Below are 19,640 nucleotides of genomic sequence, written 5' to 3' on the forward strand. Positions count from 1 at the left end.
GCATCAGGCGACTGGACGGCCGCACTTTCGCCAGCGATGGCGCAGGTGAGGAAAGTCCGGGCTCCACGGAAGCACGGTGCCGGGTAATGCCCGGCGGAGGTGACTCCAGGGAAAGTGCCACAGAGATCGGTCAGCCCGCCCGGGCCCTCTCGGGGGTCTGCGGGTCAAGGTGAAAAGGTGCGGTAAGGGCGCACCGCGTTTCCGGTAACGGAGGCGGCATGGCAAACCCCACCGGGAGCAAGACCAAATAGGGACGACGGCGAGCCTTCATGGCTGGCAGGCCCGTTTCCGGGCTGGTCGTCCGGGTCGGTCGCGCGAGGCGACACGCGAGTGTCGTCCCAGAGGAATGGCCGTCGCCCGTGGCAACACGGGGACAGAACCCGGCTTACAGGCCGCCTGGTGCAACTTCGCCAAATGGTAGAATTGCTTGACCCGTGGAAAAGGTCCGCGTTAAGGGCTTTCCCACGGTTCCTGGAACTTTCCTCAGCTTTGTCCACAGGATGTATGGGGTGGTACGTCAAATCCTTCCACAGTTTGTGGCTGGTTATCCACAAACCTGCTGGGGTTTGCGGCTTGACCGTCCCCAGCGCATCGATCATAAGTTTGAGCTGCGGCACGCGTGTAGGTTGAACCGGTGCTGTCGCTTTCTGGTGGAGAGGTTTCTTCGCCGTATCAGCGTTGACCCGCTGCTCCTGATCGTATCCAAGTAAAATTACAATACCATTCGTGTGTGGTTGTGGTCGACTATTTGCGCCGCAGAGCAAATAGCCGGTATTTTCTTCGCGAAACGATCTTGACGACTGGCGACTGGCTGTGAAAGCCGCAGGACTCTGCTACGCAGGCTCAGAAATGCATTGGTGCGCTACTGGTAGCGTGCTAACCCAGCTGCATCGCCCATCTTCATCGATCGAGGACATCGTGCCTTTGGTCCCGACCGACGCGCCCATGGCCATCACGCCCCCGGCGAGCATGAGTGGGCACGCGCCGGTCATGCTGGCCGAGGTGCTGAAGGCGCTGGCGCCGCAGCCGGACCAGGTCGTGCTCGATGCCACCTTCGGCGGTGGCGGCTATACACGTGCTCTGCTCGATACCGGCCTGCGCCAGGTCCTGGCGCTGGACCGCGATCCCGATGCAGTGGCGCGGGGACAGGCGATCGTTGATCGGGATCCGCGGCTGCGCCTGATCCATGCGCGGTTCGGGGAGCTGGACCGGGTCGTGGCCGATCAGGGCCTGGAATCGGTCGACGCGGTCGTGTTCGACCTGGGCGTGTCGTCCTTCCAGCTGGACCAGGCCGAGCGGGGCTTCTCCTTCCGCTATGACGCGCCCTTGGACATGCGGATGGACAGGGAAGGCCAGACCGCCGCGGAGCTGATCGCGGAGATCGCGGAGATCGATCTCGCCCGCCTCCTGTGGAACTACGGTGACGAGCGAGAGGCGCGGCGGATCGCCCGGTCGGTTGTGGCCGAGCGCCAGAAGGCGCCCATCGAGACGACGCGGCAGCTGGCCGACATCGTCGCGCGTGCCAAGGGCCCGTCGAGGGAGCTGATCGAACCGGCCACGCGGACCTTCCAGGCCTTGCGCATCGCGGTGAACGACGAGCTGGCCGAGCTGCGCGCCGGCCTGGATGCTGCCGAGCGGGTGCTGCGGCCGGGAGGACGGCTCGTCACCGTGGCCTTCCATTCCGGCGAAGATTCGATTGTGAAGGACTTCGTCAACGAGCGGGGCGGCCGTACCCGCCGGGCCAACCGGCACCTGCCGGCGCTGCCCGACGAGGAGCCGCGCTGGGGTTGGCTGATCGACCGCCCGCTCCGGCCGGAGGCGGCCGAGACGGAGCAAAATCCTCGTGCCCGTTCCGCGCGGCTGCGCTGCGCGGTGCGGCTGGGACCGGGCGTGACCTATCGAGGCCCCGTGCGGGGCCTGACCGACATGATGGAGGGCGAGCGATGACCGGGCGCAAGGTCTTGTTTCTCGTGCTGCTGCTCCTGGGCACGGCCTGGGGGACCTTCCACCTCAAATACGAGGTGGTGCAGCTGGAGAACCATGCTCGTGCCCTGGAGCGCCAGATCGTGGCCTCGGTCGACGAGATCCGCACGCTGGAAGCCGATCTGGCCCTGCGCACCCATCCCGACCGGATGGTCGCCGTCGCGCCGAAGCTCGACATGGTGCCGGTCTATGTGACGAGCCTGGCGAGCGTCGGCGACATGCCCGACCATGCGCGCATCGCCTATGCCGACCGCGTGCTGGCCGTGCTTCTCCCATCCGGTGCCGAGGTGCCGACGCGGATGAAGCCACTGGTCCTCGGGGGCATCGCGCGATGAGGACCAGCGGTGGGGAAGGTGGCGTAGCCCTGGCGAGGCGCCGGATCGGCGTTCTGCTCGCCACGTTCGGGCTCCTGTTCTCCACCCTGGCCTTCCGCCTGGTCGACATCACCCAGCTTGCCGGAGCCCAGGAAGAGGCCTCGCGCTACGTGCGGCCCCAGGACGGGATCAGCCGCCGGGATGTGGTCGATCGCCACGGCGTGCCGCTGGCGACCGACGTGACCGTGTCCGGCGTCGGCGCCGATCCTCGCGACGTGCCCAAGGACCAGACGACCATCGGGAGCATCGCGGCGGTGCTCGGCCGCGACCCGAGGATCATCGAGCGGATCTTGGACAGCGACCGCCACTTCGTCTGGCTGGAGCGGCGGATCAGCCCCAGGCAGCAGGCAGCTCTCCTGAGCCTGGGGGTGCCCGGCCTGGAGTTTCGCGAGCAGCCCCGCCGGGTCTATCCGCAGGCAAGCCTCGTCGCGCACCTGATCGGGCAGACTGGGGTCGACAATGGCGGGCTGAGCGGCATCGAGCAGCGCTTCGACCGCACGATCCGCACCGACGTCTCCAGCCGCGACCGCGAGCCCTTCGCCTTGTCGATCGACCTGCGCATCCAGCAGGTGCTGCGCGAGGAGCTGATGGCCGGCATCCGGACCTACGAGGCCCGCGCCGCCAACGGCATGATCATGGACGTGCGCACCGGCGAGATGCTGGCCATGGTCAGCCTGCCGGACTTCGACGCGAACCGCCCGATCGGGCCTGAGGACCTGCGCCGCAGCAACCGCAACACGGAAGGCGTCTACGAGGTCGGCTCACTGTTCAAGACGCTGACTTTGGCCACCTTGATGGATGCCGGCGTCGTCAAGATGAACGACATGTGGGATGCCACCAAGCGCCTGCAGATCGGCCGGCGCTCGATCGGCGACTCCCATCCGCTCAAGCGCTGGGCATCCACCACCGACGTCTTCATCAACAGCTCCAACATCGGCACGGCACGGATGGCGCTGGCCGGCGGGGCGGACCTGCAGCGCGAATATCTGGAGAAGCTCCGCCTCCTGGAGAAGCCGCAGCTCGAAGTGCCCGGCGTCAGCAGCCCGCTCATTCCGAGGCGCTGGCCCGACATCACCGTGGCGGTGGTCTCCTACGGACAGACCCTGGCCATCACGCCGCTCAGCTTCCTCAATGCCTTCTCCGCCGTGGTGAATGGCGGCGTCCTGCGTCCTGCCACCCTGCTGCGCCGCGACTCCTCGCAGCCGCTCCCGGGCGAGCGGGTGATCTCGGAAAAGGCATCCGCGCAGATCCGCGAACTGCTCTGGCTGAATGTCGTCGACGGCACGGGTACGAAGGCGCGGGTGCCCGGGATGATGGTCGGCGGCAAGACCGGCACGGCCGACAAGCCGATCAACGGCCGCTACATCAAGGGCAATGTCATCGCGAGCTTCGTGGCGGCCTTCCCGATGAACGAGCCGCGCTACGCGATCCTGGTCATGCTGGACAACCCGACCGCGAATGCCGCCTCGATGGGCTTTCGCTACGGTAGCTGGAACGCAGCCCCCGTCACCGGCCGGGTCATCAGCCGCACTGCCCCGCTCCTGGGCGTACCGCTGGTGCCGCAGACGGTCGAGGACGAGTTCCTGGCCGCGGCACCGGCGGAGATCCGCGAGAAGGAACTGACGCGCCGCATCAAGGAGGCTCGCGTTGCTGCTCTCGAGCCTATGTGAACCGGCGCAGCTGCTTCGCCCGCTGCCCGATCGCGCCCAGGACATCGAGGTCCTGGGCCTGGCGCTCGATTCGCGCAACGTAAAGCCGGGTGGCCTGTTCGCAGCGTTGCCGGGCTCGAAGCTGGATGGCGCCGCCTTCGCGCCAGCGGCCGTCCGGGCCGGCGCCGTCGCGGTGCTGGGTGGACCCTCCCTCGACGCCGTCGACCTGCCGGTGCCGAAACTGGTCGCCGCCGACCCGAGCGCGCTGCTGGCTCGCATGGCGGCCCGCTTCTTCGGCCGGCAGCCCGCCTGCGTCGCCGCCGTCACCGGCACCAACGGCAAGACCTCCGTCGCCAGTTTCACCCGCCAGCTCTGGGCCATGTCCGGCCTGCCGGCGGCCTCGATCGGCACGCTCGGCGTCCAGTCCACGACCGGCGACCTGCCGGGCAACCTGACCACGCCGGACGTCCTCACGCTGCAGCGCCTGGCCGCCGAACTGGCAGCCAAGGGCGTGGACCACTTGGTGATCGAGGCATCCAGCCACGGCCTGGAGCAAAAGCGGGTCGACGGGCTGCATGTCGCCGCCGCCGCCTTCACCAACCTCACCCGCGACCATCTCGACCACCATGTCACCATGGAGGCCTACTTCGCCGCCAAGGCCCGCCTGTTCGACGAGGTGTTGGCCGAGGACGGCACGGCGGTGCTGAACGCGGACGTGCCGGCGTTCCCGGTCCTGCGCGAGCGCTGCGCCCGTCGCGGCATCCGCGTGCTCGATTTCGGGCGCAGCGCGGAAGCCCTCCGCCTGGTCGAGCAACTGCCGGCACCGGCAGGTCAGACCCTGACGCTGGCCCTGGGCGGCGTCGAGCACCGGATCAGCTCGCCGCTGGTCGGCGCCTTCCAGGCCGAGAACCTGCTGGCGGCACTGGGCCTTTGGCATGCCAGCGGTGGCGAACTGGAGCAGGGGGCACGGCTGCTGGGCCAGGTCCAGGGCGCGCCTGGCCGCATGCAGCTGGCCGGGACGACGCGCAGCGGGGCTGCCGTCTATGTCGACTATGCCCACACGCCGGATGCCCTGGAGAAGGCGCTGCTGGCCGCAAGGCCCCATGCCAGCGGACGGCTCGTCGTCGTGTTCGGGTGCGGCGGCGATCGTGATCCGGGCAAGCGGCCGCTGATGGGCCAGGCCGCGGCGGCGTTCGCCGACCTGGCGATCGTGACCGACGACAATCCACGCAGCGAGGATCCGGCGGCGATCCGCGATGCCGCCCTGGCCGCCATGCCTGAAGGCTCGCGCGAGATCGGCGACCGTGGCCGCGCGATCCGGAGCGCGGTGGCCGAGCTGCGCGGGGGCGACGTGCTGCTGATCGCAGGCAAGGGCCACGAGCGTGGCCAGACGATCGCGGGCGTCGTGCATCCGTTCGACGATGTCGCGGTGGCGGCTGAGGCCTTGGCCGAAGGTGTCGCGGCTTGAAGCCGCTCTGGACGGCTGAGGAGGCTGCTGAGGCCACCGGCGGGACCATCCAGGGTGGTCCCTGGAGCGTCGGCGGCATCGCCATCGACACGCGCGAGCTTGGCCGGGGCGACCTGTTCGTGGCTCTGGCCGGCGAGCACCGGGACGGCCATGCCTTCGTGCCGGATGCGCTGGCCGAGGGGGCGGGAGCGGTGCTGGTGGCACGGGCCGACGCCGTGCCCTACGGCCAGCCGGCCCTGATCGTCACCGACACGCTGCGGGGCCTGGAGGGGCTCGCCACCTACCGGCGCCTGTCCACGAAGGCCAGGATCGTCGGGATTACCGGCAGTGCCGGCAAGACGACGGCGAAGAGCGCCATCGCGACCCTCCTGCAGGGTTCCGGCCTGGTTCATGCCAGTGCGAAGAGCCACAACAACCATTGGGGCGTGCCGCTGAGCCTGGCCCGGATGCCGCACGACGCCGCCTTTGGCGTGTTCGAGCTCGGCATGAACCATGCGGGCGAGATCCGTGCCCTCGTCTCCCAGGTCCGCCCGCATGTGGCCCTGATCACCACGATCGCCCCCGCTCATCTCGGGCATTTTGCCAACGAGGAGGGGATCGCGCGGGCGAAGGCGGAGATCCTGGAGAAGGTCGAGCCGGGCGGCAGCGCGGTGCTGCCGGCGGACAGTCCCTGGCACGACCTCCTGGCGAGCCTCGCCCGGTCCACACCCGGCATCCGCACCTTGAGCTTCGGCCGCGCTGCCGGCGCGGATGTCCGGCTGGTCGGCGAGGAGGGCGATCATCTGGGCAGCGACGTCATCGCCGAGCTTGCCGGCAGGACCGTCGCCTATCGTCTCCACCTGCCGGGCCGGCATCAGGTCGACAACAGCCTGGGTTGGCTGGCGGTGATCCATGCGCTGGGCCTGGACGTCGATCAGGCAGCGCAAGCCATGGCGGCCATTCGGCCGGTCGACGGGCGGGGCGTCCGCCGCGAGCTGACGCTGGCCTCGGGTGGGCGGGTCATGCTGCTCGACGAGAGCTACAACGCCAACCCCGCTTCGATGCGCGCCGCCCTGGACGTGCTGGCCCGCCAGCCGGGCCGCCGGGTGGCCGTGCTCGGTGACATGCTGGAACTGGGCGCGGGCTCGGTCGCACTGCACGAGGCACTGGCGCCCGCGGTGGAAGAAGCCGGGGCAGAGGCCGCCTATCTCTGCGGGCCGGCCATGGCCCGCCTCGCCGACCGGCTGCCCTGCGCCGTCGCCGTCCATCATGCTCCGTCCAGCACGGAGCTCCTCCAGCTGCTGCGCGCCGACCTGAAGGACGGCGACGTGGTGCTCGTAAAAGGGTCGTTGGGAAGCCGCATGCGTGTCATCGTCGACGGGCTCGCCACAGCCGGCACGGGTGGTTCCTGATGCTCTACCACCTGCTCGTGCCGCTCTCGGACGACGTGACCCTGTTCAACGTGTTCCGCTACATCACCTTCCGCGCGGGCGGTGCGGTGATGACGGCCCTGTTCCTGTCGTTCTGGCTGGGCCCCAAGGTCATCCGCTGGCTAAAGAGCAAGCAGCCGGGCGGCCAGCCGATCCGGCTGGACGGGCCAGAAAGCCACCTGCTGACCAAGAAGGGCACGCCCACCATGGGCGGCGTGCTGATCCTCCTGGCCCTGACGCTCTCGACCCTGCTCTGGGCGGATCTCTCCAACGGCTATACCTGGGTCGTCCTGTTCGTGACGCTGGGCTACGGCCTGATCGGCTTCGGCGACGATTATCTCAAGCTCACCAAGCGCAACAGCAAGGGCCTGTCCGGCCGCCTGAAGCTGGCGGCCCAGACTGCGATCGGCCTCCTCGCCGCCTTCTATCTGGTGCTCGCGGTCGACGGACCGCTCGCCACCTCCGTGGCCCTGCCGTTCTTCAAGGACGCGGCGATCCCGCTGGGCTTCATGTTCCCGGTCTTCGCGACGCTGGTCATGATGGGCAGCTCGAACGCGGTCAATCTCACCGATGGCCTGGATGGGCTGGCGATCGTGCCGGTGATGATCGCGGCAGGATGCTTTGGCATGATCGCCTATCTCGGCGGCAACGCGATCTTCGCCAACTATCTGGGCATCCCCCACGTGCCGGGGGCCGGCGAGATCTCGGTGTTCCTGGCGGCCCTGGTCGGCGCGTCGATGGGCTTTCTCTGGTTCAACGCGCCGCCTGCCATGGTGTTCATGGGCGACACCGGCTCGCTCTCCGCGGGCGGTGCGCTCGGCATCACCGCGGTCATCGTCAAGCACGAGCTCGTGCTCATGGTGATCGGCGGGCTGTTCGTGCTGGAGGCGGTCTCGGTGATCGTGCAGGTCGCCAGCTTCAAGATGACCGGCCGGCGGGTCTTCCGGATGGCGCCGCTCCACCACCATTTCGAGAAGCTCGGCTGGCAGGAGTCCACCATCGTGATCCGCTTCTGGATCATCGCCTCCATCCTGGCGCTGGTCGGCCTCTCCACCCTGAAGCTGCGGTGACCGCCATGAACTGGACCGATCGCATCGCCGGCCGCGACCTGGGCGTCCTGGGTCTCGGCCGCACCGGGCTCGCCGTCGTGCGGGCGCTGGCCGGCGGCCGGTCCCGGATCGTCGCGTTCGACGACAAGGAGCAGGCGATCGAACAGGCGCTGGCACTGGGTGCCGTGCGGCCGGATGCGTCGGCCCTGCCGGGGCTGGCGGCCCTCGTCGTGAGCCCTGGCATCCCGCTCACCCACCCGGCGCCGCATCCCGTGATCTCGGCCGCCCGCGCGTCCGGTGTCCCGCTGATCTCCGACCTGGACCTGCTGGCAGGCCGGCTGGGCGAGCGGCGGGTCGTGGGCATCACCGGCACCAACGGCAAGTCGACGACCACCGCCCTTGTTCACCACCTCCTGACGACGTCCGGGCGGCCTGCCGTCATCGGCGGCAATATCGGCATCCCGGTCCTGGACCTGGATCTCGGCCCTGCCGACACGACGCTCGTGCTGGAACTCTCCTCCTACCAGCTGGACCTGCTCCGCGACCTGCCCGTCGACATCGCCGTATGGACCAACCTGTCCCCCGACCATCTGGATCGGCACGGCAACCTGGAGAACTACACGGCGGTCAAGGAGCGGATCTTCCGGCACGGCCGCAGCCATGCCTGCGCGGTGATCGGGGTGGACGATCCGGCCAGCCGGGCGGCGCTGGCGCGGCTGACCGCTCGGGACACCCACCGCATCATCCCGATCTCCGGCACGTCCATGCCCGGCGTCGGCGTCGGCGTGGTGGACGGCCGGCTGATCGACGCCAGCGACAAGACCTCGCGCTTCGTCACGAGCATGGACAACGCGCCAGCCTTGCGCGGCGCCCATAACCATCAGAACGCGGCCGCAGCCTATGCGGCCGTCCGGGCTCTGGGTCTTGCGCCGAAGGCGATCGCGTCGGCCATGGCCAGCTTCCCCGGCCTGCCGCACCGCATGGAACGCGTGGCCGAGCATGACGGGGTTGCCTGGGTCAACGACAGCAAGGCCACCAACCCGGACGCCGCCGCGAAGAGCCTGGCCGCCTTCGACAGGATCGTCTGGATCGCCGGCGGCAAGCCCAAGCCTGGCGGGTTCAAGAGCCTTGTTCCCGTCATGCGCCATGTCTCCCTAGCCCTGCTGATCGGTGAGGCGGCCGAGGAGATCGCGGCCGACCTGGGTGACGTGGTGACGCATCGCAAGGTCGGCACGCTGGAGGCGGCCGTGGCCGAGGCCCGCAAGGCTGCTGTACCCGGGGATACCGTGCTGCTGGCGCCGGCCTGCGCCAGCTTCGACCAGTTCAAGGATTACGAGGCCAGGGGCGACCGGTTTCGCGCCCTCGCATCGACTGGAGGCCAGGCGGCATGATCGTCGTTGCGCGCAGCAACCGCAGCGTCCTCGGCTATTGGTGGTGGACGGTCGACCGGGTCCTGATGGTGGGCCTGGCGATCCTGGCCCTGGTCGGCCTGATCCTGGTGTTCGCGGCGAGCGGGCCGATCGGGATCCGCCAGTACAGCTCGGCCACCTACTTCATCGAGCGTCAGGCGATCTTCCTGGTGATGTCGCTCACCCTGATGCTGTTCACCTCGATGCTGTCGCCGCGCGGGGTGCTCCGGCTCTCGTTCCTGCTGCTGGTCGTCTTCCTGGTGCTGACCGCGCTCACGCCCTACGGCCCGGAAGTGAAGGGTGCGCATCGCTGGCTGGACTTCGGCAGCTTCCGCCTGCAGCCCTCCGAGTTCGTCAAGCCGACGCTTGCCATCGCCATCGCCTGGACTCTGGCGCGCTCGCCGGGCCTGCAGGGGCTGCTGCCGGCCCTGCTGCCGGTCGGCCTGGCCCTGGCGATGCTCGCCCGCCAGCCGGACATCGGCATGGCCTTCGTCGTGGCGGCCGTGTTCGGCATCCAACTCTTCCTGGCCGGGCTCGGCTGGTTCTGGATCGTGGCGGCGGCCGGGGCCGGCATCGGCGGCCTTTGGGGCGCCTACCAGTTCTTCCCGCACTTTACCCAGCGGGTGGACGGCTTCCTCGATCCCTCCAAGGAGGTCTACCAGGTCGACAAGGCCATGAACGCGGTGGCGTCGGGCGGCTTCTTCGGCCGCGGGCCGGGCGAGGGCGAGGTGAAGTTCAAGCTGCCCGATGCCCATTCCGACTTCATCTTCGCGGCCACCGCTGAGGAATTCGGCATCATTACCTGCCTGCTCCTGGTGGCCCTGTTCTTCTTCCTGCTCTACCGGGCGCTCACCCGCGTCTCGAGCCTGTCCGACCGCTTCTGCCTCCTGGCAGCCGGTGGGCTTGCCGCCCAGTTCGGCCTGCAGGCCTTCATCAACATAGCCGTCAACCTGAACCTGATGCCCACCAAGGGCATGACGCTGCCCTTCGTCTCCTATGGCGGCTCGTCCCTGCTCGCCTTCGGCCTGAGCATGGGCCTGCTCCTGGCGCTCACCCGGCGCGGAGCGCGCCTGGACGTCCATCGATGAGCGGACGGGTGGTCATCGCTTCGGGCGGCACCGGCGGGCACATGTTCCCCGCCCTGGCCCTGGCGGACGAGATCATCCGCCGCGGCCATCGCGTCGCCCTGGTGGTGGATGAACGCGGCCGCCGCTGGGTCAAGGGCGACTACGAGGTCCATGTCGTGGCAGCGGCCCGTCCCGGGCTGGGCGTGGTCGGCCGCGGCCTGGGTGTCGTGCAGGGCTTCGTGCAGTGCCTGGGTCTGTTCCGGCGCTGGCAGCCCCAGGTCGCGGCCTGCTTTGGCGGCTATGCCTCCTTCCCGCCGGCCATGGCGGCGCGTGCGCTGGGCCGCCCGGTCGTAGTGCACGAGCAGAACGCGGTGCTGGGCAAGGCGAACCGGGTGCTTGCCGCCTTCGCCCGCAAGCTGGCGCTGAGCTTTGCCCGTACCGACCACGCGCCGCCCCTTTCCGCCGACACGCTCGTCACCGGCAATCCGCTCCGCACCGGCTTCGAAGCCCAGCCGGACCCGCCGCCTGCCGATGGCCCCATCCGCCTGTTCGTCATGGGCGGCTCGCAGGGTGCGCGGATCTTCTCGGCCGTGCTGCCTGAGGCCTTGGCCCTGCTGGCGCCGGAGCTGCGCGGTCGCCTCCATGTGGTCCAGCAGGCGAGGCCGGAAGACGTCGAGCAGCTTCGGGCGCGCTACGAAGCGATGGGCGTTCCCGCCGAGATCGCGTCCTTCTTCGACGACGTGGCCCGAAGGCTTGCCGACTGCCACTTGGTCGTCGCGCGCAGCGGGGCCTCCACCGTCGCCGAGGTGAGCGCCTGCGGACGGCCGGCCCTCTATGTCCCCTATGCCCATGCGGCCGACGACCACCAGTATGCCAACGCCATGCGGGTGGCCGATGCCGGCGCGGGCCACGTGCTGCGCGAGGCGGACGCGACACCAGCGCGTCTGGCCGCCGCCATCGGTGATCTTCTAGGCCATCCGGCAGGGCTCGCCGCCATGGCACAGGCCGCGCGCGGTTTTGCCCGGCCGGATGCCACCGTGGCGCTTGCCGACCTCGTCCTTTCGTTTGCGGAGAAGAACCCTTGAACGTCCTGCCGCTGGATGTCGGCACCATCCACTTCATCGGGATCGGCGGCATCGGCATGTCCGGCATCGCCGAGGTGCTGCACCATCTGGGCTACCGCGTGCAGGGTTCCGACCAGGCCGCCAGCGCCAATGTCCGGCGGCTGCAGGACAAGGGCATCGAGGTGTTCATCGGCCATCGCGCCGAGAACCTGGGCGATGCGCAGGTGGTCGTGTTCAGCTCGGCGGTGAAGGGCGACAACCCGGAGATGGTCGACGCCCGCGCCCGCCGCCTGCCGGTGGTGCGCCGTGCCGAGATGCTGGGGGAGCTGATGCGCCTGAAGTCGTCGATCGCGATCGCGGGTACCCACGGCAAGACCACCACCACCTCGCTGGTGGCAGCCCTGCTCGATGAAGCCGGCTACGATCCGACCGTCGTCAATGGCGGCATCATCAACGCCTACGGCACCAATGCTCGGGTCGGCTCGGGCGACTGGATGGTGGTCGAGAGCGACGAGAGCGACGGCAGCTTCCTGCGCCTGCCCGCGACCGTCGGTGTCGTCACCAACATCGATCCCGAGCACATGGAGCATTACGGCACCTTCGATGCGGTGCGCGACGCCTATTACCGCTTCGTCGAGCGGCTGCCGTTCTACGGCTTCGCCGTGCTCTGCCTCGATCATCCCGAGGTGCAGGCCCTGGTCGCGAGGATCACCGACCGCAAGGTCCTGACCTACGGCTTCAGCCCCCAGGCCGACGTGCGGGCCACCACGCTGCAGATCGACCCGGACAGCTCCACCTTCGACGTGGCGCTGAACCCGCGTGGCGGCGGGGAGCCGATCCTGCTGCAGGGCATCCGCCTGGCCATGCCCGGTCGCCACAACGTGCAGAACGCGCTGGCGGTGATCGCGATCGCCGAGCAGCTGGGTATCGACCATGCCGCAACGCGCAAGGCGCTGGCCTCGTTCGGCGGGGTGAAGCGGCGGTTCACGATTACCGGGAAGGTCGGCGGCGTTACCGTCGTCGACGATTACGGCCACCACCCGGTCGAGATCCGCGCGGTGCTGGCAACGGCCCGGCAGGCGACGAAGGGCAGGGTGGTGGCGGTGGTCCAGCCGCACCGCTTCTCCCGCCTAGCCGATCTGTTCGACGAGTTCTGCGGCTGCTTCCACGATGCCGATACCGTGCTGATCGCACCGGTCTATGCCGCCGGCGAGGCGCCGATCCAGGGGGCCGACCGCGACCGCCTGGTCGAGGGCGTCCGTGCGCGCGGCCATCGCGACTGCCGGCCGATCGAGGGCCAGGAAGGGCTGGCCGCCATCGTCCGGGACTCCACGGCACCGGGCGACCTGGTGGTCTGCCTGGGTGCCGGGACGATCAGCGCCTGGGCGAATGCGCTGCCGGGCGAGATCGAGGCCCTGCGCGGAACCGATCGATGAGCGACTGGCGCGACGATCTGCCGGCCGTTCGCGGGGACCTGCGCCGGGACGTTGCGCTGAACGGCCTGACCTGGCTGAAGGTCGGCGGTCCGGCGGACCTCCTGTTCAACCCGGCCGACGCCCAGGATCTCTCCGACTTCCTGCAGGCCCTGCCGCCCGACCTGCCGGTGCTGCCCATGGGCGTAGGCTCGAACCTGCTGGTCCGCGACGGCGGGCTGCGCGGGGTGGTCGTGCGCCTGGTGGGACCGCTCGCCAAGATCACGGTCGAGGATGACCTGCTGATCGCTGGTGCGGGCGCGCTGGACCAGAACGTCGCGCGGGCCGCCCAGCGAGCCGGGCTTGCCGGGATCGAGTTCATGATTGGCATCCCCGGCACGATCGGCGGGGCCATGAAGATGAACGCGGGCGCCTTCGGCGGCGAGACCCGCGACCGCCTGGTCTGGGCCGAGATCGTGACGCGGGACGGCGTGATCCGCCGCCTGGACAAGGCAGCGTTGGAGTTCGGCTACCGGCGTTCCGCCCTGTCCGAGGGTGCCATCGTGCTCCGTGCCGCATTCGCGCTGGAGCCGGGCGACCCTGCCATCATCCTCCGCCGCATGGACGAGATCCGCGCCGAGCGCGAATCCGCCCAGCCGATCCGGGTCGCGACCGGCGGCAGCACGTTCAAGAACCCGGACGGGCGCCGTGCCTGGCAACTGGTGGATGAGGCCGGCTGCCGGGGGCTCGTCCACGGCCATGCCATGGTGTCGGACAAGCACTGCAACTTCCTGATCAACCGGGGCGGTGCCACGGCACGCGAGATCGAGGAACTGGGCGAGATGGTGCGAGCCAGGGTGCAGGCCCGAAGCGGTGTCAGCCTGGCCTGGGAGATCGTGCGCATCGGCGAGGAGGCAGGCGCATGAGCCGCTGGAAGGGGGCGAAGGTCGCCGTCCTGCTGGGCGGCCGTTCCGCGGAGCGCGAGGTCAGCCTCGTGTCGGGCCATGAGTGCGCCAAGGCGCTGGCCGGGGCCGGCTTCGATGTGGTGCGGATCGATGCGGCCGAGCGCCTGGCAGAGCAGCTGCTCGCGGTGCGGCCCGATGTCTGCTTCAACGCCCTGCACGGCCGGCTGGGCGAGGACGGCCGGGTGCAGGGGCTCTTGGACCTGCTGAACATCCCCTACACCCACTCCGGCGTGCTGGCGTCGGCCCTGGCCATGGACAAGCCCAAGGCCAAGCTGATGTTTATGGCGGCCGGCCTGCGCTGCCCGATCGGGGTGGAGACCAGCTATCACCGGCTGCTGGCGGAAGGCTCGCCGATCGAAGGTGGCGTCGTCGTGAAGCCATCCTGCGAAGGCAGCTCGGTCGGCGTGCTCATCGCGCCGGACGGCAACCTCGCCTCGCTGAGGGAGCGCAACGACGTGGACCCGGGCCAGCGCCTGCTGGTGGAACCCTATATCCGGGGCCGGGAGCTGACCTGCGGCGTGCTGGGCGATGCCCCGTTGGCAGTGACCGAAATCGTGCCGCTCGACGGCTTCTACGACTATCGCGCAAAGTACACCGATGGATTTGCAAAACATGTTGTTCCGGCTGATCTTCCGGAACATGTGTATGCGGCGGTGATGGACTGGTCGATGCGCGCTCACATAACCCTGGGTTGCAGGGGTGCCACACGTTGTGACTTCCGCTGGAATCCGGATCTGCCTGGTGCAGACGGACTTTTCCTGCTGGAGATCAACACCCAGCCGGGCATGACACCTTTGTCGCTGCTGCCCGAGCAGGCCGCTCATCGCGGCATCGATTTTGCAGATCTGGTCCAGCGCCTCCTGGAGACCGCCCGATGCGACGGCTGACCCGGACATCCACGCGGATCCACACCCTGCGAAGGGCGAAGCCGCGTCCACGCTGGGTAAAGCCCGTCGTGACCAGCGGAATGATCCTCCTTCTCGTGGGCGCGATCATCCCCGGCCTGTGGATAAACTTCGGGCACTCGCACGTGCTGCCAATGCTGGCATCCGCGGAACTCGCCTGGCGAGGCGCAACAGGACAGGCAGGGCTGGTTGTGCGGAAACTCTCCAGTGATGGGAGAGTGCGAACTTCTGTGGATGAATTGCGGACAGTTCTTGATGGCCTGAGGGGTGCCAATATACTTACGGTTGATATCGACCACGCACGACGCCGTATCGAGGAGCTCCCTTGGGTGAAGTCTGCGACGATCCAGCGCCGGCTGCCCGACACGCTCCACGTCAGCCTGGTTGAACGGCAACCGCTTGCACTCGCCGAAGCCGATAGTGGCCGGCTCGTGCTGATCGACGAGGACGGACAGGTCGTGAACATGACGGATTTGCGACCGTTCGCCAACCTGCCGACCGTTGCCGGCGAGGGTGCCCAGCGGCATGCTGGCGATCTGCTCGCCCTGATCCGCTCCGAACCCGCCCTCTACGAACGCGTGTCCGGCGCCAGGCGCGTCGGCGACCGGCGCTGGAACGTCTGGATCGATGGCCGGGTCGAGGTGAGGTTGCCTGAAGAGGGGGCTGCCGAAGCCTGGCACAAGCTGGCGCGCATCCAGGCGGGCGACGGCCTGCTGGACAAGGCGGTGGTGGCCCTCGACATGCGCGCGCTGGGCGGGATCGTTGTCCGGCCCGATCCGCGGATCGCCGGCGACGACAAGGAGGGCGCATGAGCGCCGCCACCCTCGTCCAGCGCAAGTCACCGCCGGCCGGGCAGGAGGGAGCGCATTCCGTCCGGGTCCGGGCGGTCGTGGACATCGGCAGCACCAAGTTCGGCTGCTGGATCGTCCGTGCCAGGCGTTCGGGCGGCTTCGAGCTGCGCGGCAAGGGCTACCAGGCCGCCGACGGCGTGCGCAGTGGCGAGATCGTCGATGGCGACGATGCCGAGTTCGGCGTGGCCGCCGTCGTGCACGAGGCGGAACGTGCGGCCGGCGAGGAACTCCGCTCCGTCGTGGCCGTGACCAGCGGCGGCCGGCCCGCCTCCACCCATGCCAGGGTCGAGGTGCCGCTGTTCGGCCGCGCCGTCGACCGTTCCGACATCGAGCGGGGCATGGACGCGGCCCGCGTCCAGATGGGCAGCCCGAACCGTTCGATCGTCCATCTGCTGCCTCTGGAACTTTCGATCGACGATGGGCAGCCCCTGCGCGATCCGCGCGGCATGCGCGGCGAACGCCTGCAGATGCTGGTGCATGCGGTGAGCATGGACAGCCGGCACGTCGCCCAGCTCCGGTCCTGCCTGGATGGCTGCCATCTCGACGTCGACGAGGTGGTGTGCGCCGGCTACGCATCTGGCTGGTCGGTGACCACCCCGGACGAGCGGGAGCGGGGCTGCATGGTCCTGGACCTTGGCGGGGGCGTGTCGAGTGCTGCGCACTTCCATGGTGGCCGCTTGGCGCTGTTGGCGTCGGTCCCCTATGGGGGCGAGCACATTACCGCCGACCTCGCCCATGGACTGGCCACGCAGCGCAGCCACGCCGAGCGGATCAAGTCGCTCTACACCAGCGTGCAGGCGCGACATGGTGACGCCGACCAGCGCATCGCCGTGCCGCATGTGGGCGACCCGGAGAAGTGGCCGTCGGGCGAAGTGGCACGCTCGCGGCTGACCGAGATCGCCCGGCCGAGGGTCGAGGAGATCCTGGAATTGCTCCGCGGCAGGCTGAAGGAGCACGCGGAGCTGTTCCGGACCATGCCGCCGGCCAACCTCGTGCTGACAGGCGGGGCATCGCGGATCGAGGGTCTGGTCGAGCTGGTGGACGAGATGTTCGGCCTGCCCGTCCGCTTTGGTCTGCCGGACCGGATCCAGGTCGGCGACGTCTACGAATGCGAGCCTTGCGCGAGCGCCGCGAACGGTGCACTCGGCCTATGTCGGGGTGAGGACGGTGGACAGCGCTGGCGGAACGAAGCGGCGAGCACGTCGCTGGGGCGCGGCTGGTCCAGGTTCCGCAATTGGCTGCGCGAGAATTTCTGATGTGACGCCGTCCAGGGGGGCGGCTTCGTGGTGGCGGCTGACGGCCCGACGAGAGCGCGAGGTCGGGTGAGGGTGGAGGACAACATGACGATCAACTTGACCATGCCGGTGGCACACGACCTGAAGCCCAGGATCAGTGTGGTTGGTGTCGGTGGTGCTGGCGGCAATGCCGTCAACAACATGATCACCGCACACCTTGAAGGGGTCGAGTTCGTCGCCTGCAACACCGACGCCCAGGCGCTGGACCGCTGCCTGACCGATCGGAAGATCCAGCTCGGCAACACCGTGACCCACGGGCTGGGGGCAGGTGCCCGTCCCGAGATCGGCCGCGCTGCCGCCGAGGAAGCCCGCAACGAGATCATCGACGCGCTCTCCGGCAGCCACATGGTGTTCATCACCGCCGGCATGGGCGGCGGTACCGGCACTGGTGCTGCCCCGGTTATCGCGAAGGCGGTGAAGGAGCAGGGCATCCTGACCGTGGGCGTGGTCACCAAGCCCTTCCAGTTCGAAGGCGGCTATCGTGCCCGCCTGGCCGAGAGCGGCATCGAGGAACTGGAGCAGTGGGTCGACACACTCATCGTGATCCCGAACCAGAACCTGTTCCGGATCGCCAATGAGCGCACGACCTTCACCGAAGCCTTCCAGATGGCCGACCAGGTCCTCCACATGGGCGTGCGCGGCGTCACCGACCTGATCGTCATGCCCGGCCTCGTCAACCTGGACTTCGCCGACATCCGCACCGTCATGGGCGAGATGGGCAAGGCGATGATGGGGACCGGCGAGAGCGAGGGCGAGCGCCGGGCCATCGAGGCCGCGGAGAGCGCTATCTCCAATCCACTCCTCGACGAGGTGTCGATGAAGGGTGCCCGCGGCGTCCTCATCAACATCACCGGCGGCCCGGACATGACCCTGTTCGAGGTCGATGCCGCCGCCAACCGCATCCGTGAGGAAGTCGACCAGGACGCCAACATCATCTTCGGTTCGACCTTCGACGAGTCGATGCACGGCAAGATCCGCGTCTCGGTGGTGGCGACCGGCATCGCCATGCCCGAGCGCTAGCGCCGGGCCCAGGCCGCCGTCGAGCAGACGCCGGCCGCGGCACCGCAGTCAACCCTGCGCTTCCAGCCGCAGATCGCCCGTCCGCTGTCGCAGGCCTATCCGACGCTGCGCCCCGCTTCCCAGATGGCCCCCACGTCCGCCCAGCAGATCGACTCCCATATCCGCAGCGTGGCCGAGCGGAGCGAAGCGCGCGCCGAGGCTCCCGAGGCCGCGCGCGACGATGCCTATGCCGCTGCGTCCCACGAGGCGGCCCCCTCCCAGGACGAGCGGGAGTTCGAGACCGCCGACGCGGAGTTCGGTGCCGACCGCCGCAGCCGGCAGCTGTCCGGCCTTGGCCGCGCCGAGGACCGCCTAAGCAACCTGTTCAGCAAGATGAGCAAGGGCCTGGGCTTTGGCGGGGACGCGCAGCCGATCCAGCCGCGCACCGAGCAGCCCCAGCACCTCCGTTGGGAACAGGCCGGCAACGCTGTTGGCGGTGATCCGGTCGCTGAGATTCCCGCTTTCCTGCGCCGTGATCGTTCAAGGAGTTGAGCACTGAAGCTCTTCTGTCACATGAACAGAAGGCTGTAACAATCGGTAACCAACTGTGAGTAGCGGCTAGTCTTCCCTCTGCCTATCTGAACAGTGCCGGACGCCGGTCCGTCCTGATCGCCCTTTCCAGGGTGGCATGGCCGGGCCGGCTTTCGGTTCGTTTGGAAGCGGAGCGACAAGAAGTGATCAACTCGGGTAGCCAGCTTGGCGAGCACGGAGCTCGGGACCTAGATGTCCGGGCCAGCCGCTCGGGCCGGATGCAGCGTACGATCGCGCACCGGATTGGCTGCGTCGGTATCGGTTTGCACGGTGGCCGCAAGGTCTCCTTGACCCTGTTGCCGGCAGCGCCCGACACCGGGATCATCTTCGTGCGCACCGATCTTCCGGGCCGGCCGGTCATCCCCGCGACCGCGGATCGGGTCGGTGACACCACCATGTGCACGACGCTGGTCGGTCCCGACGATGCCAAGGTCGCGACGATCGAGCATCTGATGGCCGCCTTCGCGCTGGCCGAGATCGACAACGTCACGGTCGAGCTCGACGGGCCGGAAGTGCCGATCATGGACGGCAGCGCCGCACCTTTCCTCTTCCTCCTGGAATGCGCCGGCGTGCGCGAGCAGGATCGGCCGCTCCGCCGGATCGAGGTGATCAAGCCCGTCCTGGTCGAGGCGGCCGGCAAGTTCGCGCGGCTCGACCCCGCACCCTTCGCCAGTTACGGCGCCTCCATCGACTTCGACCATCCGGCGGTCGGCGCCCAGGCGCTGAGCGTGCCGTTCGAGCCGAAGCGGCTGGGGCGGATGCTTGGCTCGGCGCGGACCTTCGGTTTTGCCGCCGACATCGAGCAGCTGCGCGCTCGCGGGCTGGCCCGCGGCGGCTCCCTGGAGAATGCAGTCGTGGTCGGTCCGGAGGGGATCCTCAACCCCGGCGGCCTGCGTTTCCCCGACGAGTTCGTGCGGCACAAGCTGCTGGACGCGATCGGCGACACCTTCCTGGCCGGTGCGCCGGTGGTGGGCCGCTGGACGGGCCATCGGGCCGGCCATGCACTCCATGTGAAGCTGGTCCGGGCCCTGCTCGCCGACCGGACCGCATGGCGGTATGTCGAGGACACGGACGAGGACTTCACTATCGAAGCGCCTTCTGCCCAGGCACGGGTCAAGGTGGCGGCGACGGCCTGAGCGTCGCCGCCAAC

The 19,640-nt window shown here is 68.9% G+C and carries 17 protein-coding genes and 1 other RNA gene; all 18 read left to right on the forward strand.

Going from position 1 to position 19,640, the window contains the following annotated elements:
- Positions 1-3 precede the first annotated feature (3 nt).
- The 18 genes from rnpB to lpxC all read left to right on the forward strand — a co-directional run bounded on the left by rnpB (position 4) and on the right by lpxC (position 19,626).
- An RNA gene (rnpB, locus tag VHL31_RS12100) (RNase P RNA component class A) lies at positions 4-404 on the forward strand.
- Between the two features lie 514 nt (positions 405-918).
- Entirely contained in the window at positions 919-1,947 is a 1,029-nt protein-coding gene (rsmH, locus tag VHL31_RS12105) for a 16S rRNA (cytosine(1402)-N(4))-methyltransferase RsmH (protein WP_329661468.1), read from the forward strand.
- Entirely contained in the window at positions 1,944-2,318 is a 375-nt protein-coding gene (ftsL, locus tag VHL31_RS12110) for a cell division protein FtsL (protein WP_329661469.1), read from the forward strand. The genes rsmH and ftsL overlap by 4 nt, the downstream gene beginning before the upstream one ends.
- On the forward strand, positions 2,315-4,027 hold the full coding sequence (locus tag VHL31_RS12115; RefSeq protein ID WP_329661470.1) for a penicillin-binding protein 2: 1,713 nt from the start codon (positions 2,315-2,317) through the stop codon (positions 4,025-4,027). Before ftsL ends, VHL31_RS12115 begins: the two co-directional genes overlap by 4 nt.
- Positions 4,005-5,474, forward strand: a complete 1,470-nt coding sequence (locus tag VHL31_RS12120; protein ID WP_329661471.1) for a UDP-N-acetylmuramoyl-L-alanyl-D-glutamate--2,6-diaminopimelate ligase — start codon at positions 4,005-4,007, stop codon at positions 5,472-5,474. The genes VHL31_RS12115 and VHL31_RS12120 overlap by 23 nt, the downstream gene beginning before the upstream one ends.
- Complete coding sequence (locus tag VHL31_RS12125; protein ID WP_329661472.1) at positions 5,471-6,865, forward strand: UDP-N-acetylmuramoyl-tripeptide--D-alanyl-D-alanine ligase; 1,395 nt, start codon at positions 5,471-5,473, stop codon at positions 6,863-6,865. Before VHL31_RS12120 ends, VHL31_RS12125 begins: the two co-directional genes overlap by 4 nt.
- Positions 6,865-7,953 (forward strand): phospho-N-acetylmuramoyl-pentapeptide-transferase, encoded by a 1,089-nt coding sequence (gene mraY, locus VHL31_RS12130; RefSeq protein ID WP_329661473.1) that lies wholly within the window; start codon positions 6,865-6,867, stop codon positions 7,951-7,953. The genes VHL31_RS12125 and mraY overlap by 1 nt, the downstream gene beginning before the upstream one ends.
- 5 nt (positions 7,954-7,958) lie before the next feature.
- Positions 7,959-9,323, forward strand: a complete 1,365-nt coding sequence (gene murD, locus VHL31_RS12135; RefSeq protein WP_329661474.1) for a UDP-N-acetylmuramoyl-L-alanine--D-glutamate ligase — start codon at positions 7,959-7,961, stop codon at positions 9,321-9,323.
- Entirely contained in the window at positions 9,320-10,429 is a 1,110-nt protein-coding gene (locus tag VHL31_RS12140; protein WP_329661475.1) for a putative peptidoglycan glycosyltransferase FtsW, read from the forward strand. Before murD ends, VHL31_RS12140 begins: the two co-directional genes overlap by 4 nt.
- On the forward strand, positions 10,426-11,493 hold the full coding sequence (locus VHL31_RS12145; RefSeq protein ID WP_329661476.1) for a UDP-N-acetylglucosamine--N-acetylmuramyl-(pentapeptide) pyrophosphoryl-undecaprenol N-acetylglucosamine transferase: 1,068 nt from the start codon (positions 10,426-10,428) through the stop codon (positions 11,491-11,493). The genes VHL31_RS12140 and VHL31_RS12145 overlap by 4 nt, the downstream gene beginning before the upstream one ends.
- Positions 11,490-12,908 carry a UDP-N-acetylmuramate--L-alanine ligase gene (murC, locus tag VHL31_RS12150; protein WP_329661477.1) on the forward strand — a complete coding sequence of 473 codons (1,419 nt, stop codon included), beginning with the start codon at positions 11,490-11,492 and terminating at the stop codon, positions 12,906-12,908. The genes VHL31_RS12145 and murC overlap by 4 nt, the downstream gene beginning before the upstream one ends.
- On the forward strand, positions 12,905-13,810 hold the full coding sequence (gene murB / locus VHL31_RS12155; protein WP_329661478.1) for a UDP-N-acetylmuramate dehydrogenase: 906 nt from the start codon (positions 12,905-12,907) through the stop codon (positions 13,808-13,810). The genes murC and murB overlap by 4 nt, the downstream gene beginning before the upstream one ends.
- Positions 13,807-14,736, forward strand: coding sequence for a D-alanine--D-alanine ligase (locus VHL31_RS12160; RefSeq protein ID WP_329661479.1), 930 nt, complete (start codon positions 13,807-13,809; stop codon positions 14,734-14,736). The genes murB and VHL31_RS12160 overlap by 4 nt, the downstream gene beginning before the upstream one ends.
- Positions 14,737-14,888: 152 nt before the next feature.
- Positions 14,889-15,566, forward strand: coding sequence for a cell division protein FtsQ/DivIB (locus VHL31_RS12165; RefSeq protein ID WP_329661510.1), 678 nt, complete (start codon positions 14,889-14,891; stop codon positions 15,564-15,566).
- Entirely contained in the window at positions 15,563-16,861 is a 1,299-nt protein-coding gene (gene ftsA, locus VHL31_RS12170) for a cell division protein FtsA (RefSeq protein WP_329661480.1), read from the forward strand. The genes VHL31_RS12165 and ftsA overlap by 4 nt, the downstream gene beginning before the upstream one ends.
- A gap of 84 nt (positions 16,862-16,945) precedes the next feature.
- The gene (gene ftsZ / locus VHL31_RS12175) at positions 16,946-17,920 is read left to right on the forward strand and encodes a cell division protein FtsZ (protein ID WP_329661481.1); all 975 of its coding nucleotides are present in this window, start codon (positions 16,946-16,948) and stop codon (positions 17,918-17,920) included.
- A 123-nt stretch (positions 17,921-18,043) separates the two neighbouring features.
- Positions 18,044-18,451, forward strand: coding sequence for a hypothetical protein (locus tag VHL31_RS12180; protein WP_329661482.1), 408 nt, complete (start codon positions 18,044-18,046; stop codon positions 18,449-18,451).
- Positions 18,452-18,708: 257 nt separating this feature from the next.
- Positions 18,709-19,626, forward strand: coding sequence for a UDP-3-O-acyl-N-acetylglucosamine deacetylase (gene lpxC, locus VHL31_RS12185; RefSeq protein WP_329661483.1), 918 nt, complete (start codon positions 18,709-18,711; stop codon positions 19,624-19,626).
- Positions 19,627-19,640: the final 14 nt, after the last annotated feature.

Origin of the sequence: Geminicoccus sp., from assembly GCF_036263595.1 — a bacterium.
In the GTDB taxonomy this organism is placed as follows: domain Bacteria; phylum Pseudomonadota; class Alphaproteobacteria; order Geminicoccales; family Geminicoccaceae; genus Geminicoccus.

Bases quoted from the DNA above. Each gene is read 5' to 3' on its own strand.
- ftsL (WP_329661469.1), top strand. From the start codon at position 1,944: ATGACCGGGCGCAAGGTCTTGTTTCTCGTGCTGCTGCTCCTGGGCACG.
- VHL31_RS12165 (WP_329661510.1), top strand. From the start codon at position 14,889: ATGCTGGCATCCGCGGAACTCGCCTGGCGAGGCGCAACAGGACAGGCA.
- murB (WP_329661478.1), top strand. From the start codon at position 12,905: ATGAGCGACTGGCGCGACGATCTGCCGGCCGTTCGCGGGGACCTGCGC.
- VHL31_RS12180 (WP_329661482.1), top strand. From the start codon at position 18,044: ATGGCCCCCACGTCCGCCCAGCAGATCGACTCCCATATCCGCAGCGTG.
- VHL31_RS12115 (WP_329661470.1), top strand. From the start codon at position 2,315: ATGAGGACCAGCGGTGGGGAAGGTGGCGTAGCCCTGGCGAGGCGCCGG.
- mraY (WP_329661473.1), top strand. From the start codon at position 6,865: ATGCTCTACCACCTGCTCGTGCCGCTCTCGGACGACGTGACCCTGTTC.
- ftsA (WP_329661480.1), top strand. From the start codon at position 15,563: ATGAGCGCCGCCACCCTCGTCCAGCGCAAGTCACCGCCGGCCGGGCAG.
- ftsZ (WP_329661481.1), top strand. From the start codon at position 16,946: ATGACGATCAACTTGACCATGCCGGTGGCACACGACCTGAAGCCCAGG.
- lpxC (WP_329661483.1), top strand. From the start codon at position 18,709: ATGCAGCGTACGATCGCGCACCGGATTGGCTGCGTCGGTATCGGTTTG.
- murD (WP_329661474.1), top strand. From the start codon at position 7,959: ATGAACTGGACCGATCGCATCGCCGGCCGCGACCTGGGCGTCCTGGGT.
- VHL31_RS12145 (WP_329661476.1), top strand. From the start codon at position 10,426: ATGAGCGGACGGGTGGTCATCGCTTCGGGCGGCACCGGCGGGCACATG.
- VHL31_RS12140 (WP_329661475.1), top strand. From the start codon at position 9,320: ATGATCGTCGTTGCGCGCAGCAACCGCAGCGTCCTCGGCTATTGGTGG.
- VHL31_RS12160 (WP_329661479.1), top strand. From the start codon at position 13,807: ATGAGCCGCTGGAAGGGGGCGAAGGTCGCCGTCCTGCTGGGCGGCCGT.